Below are 369 nucleotides of genomic sequence, written 5' to 3' on the forward strand. Positions count from 1 at the left end.
GATATGTTGATCCTGGATGACTGGGGCCTTGAGGGATTTAAGGGGAAGCAAGTCAGCGATTTATTGGATGTAATTGAAGATCGCTATGAGCAACGCAGCACGATTATCGTCAGTCAATTACCGGTCTCAGAGTGGTATGGCTTAATGGATAACCCGACTGTTGCAGATGCGCTGTTAGACAGAGTGATCCACAACGCCCACCGGCTGGAATTAACAGGTGAGTCACAACGTAAAAAAACACTGGTTCAGGGTGAAGAAGTCGGGTAAAAAGAGAGGATAAACGAAGGTCAGATCATGCTGGCCGGATCACACCGAAACGCCTGGCCGGATGAAACCGGAACAGGTGGCCGGACAAACCGAAATACGCAA

Annotated in this window: 1 protein-coding gene; it reads left to right on the forward strand. The window is 49.1% G+C overall.

Going from position 1 to position 369, the window contains the following annotated elements; translation table 11 throughout:
- Positions 1-267: ATP-binding protein (locus AAY72_RS09930; RefSeq protein ID WP_197408400.1), on the forward strand; the 267-nt coding region annotated here is incomplete at its 5' end.
- Positions 268-369 lie beyond the last annotated feature (102 nt).

The organism is Alishewanella sp. WH16-1 (genome assembly GCF_001441695.1).
In the GTDB taxonomy this organism is placed as follows: domain Bacteria; phylum Pseudomonadota; class Gammaproteobacteria; order Enterobacterales; family Alteromonadaceae; genus Alishewanella; species Alishewanella agri.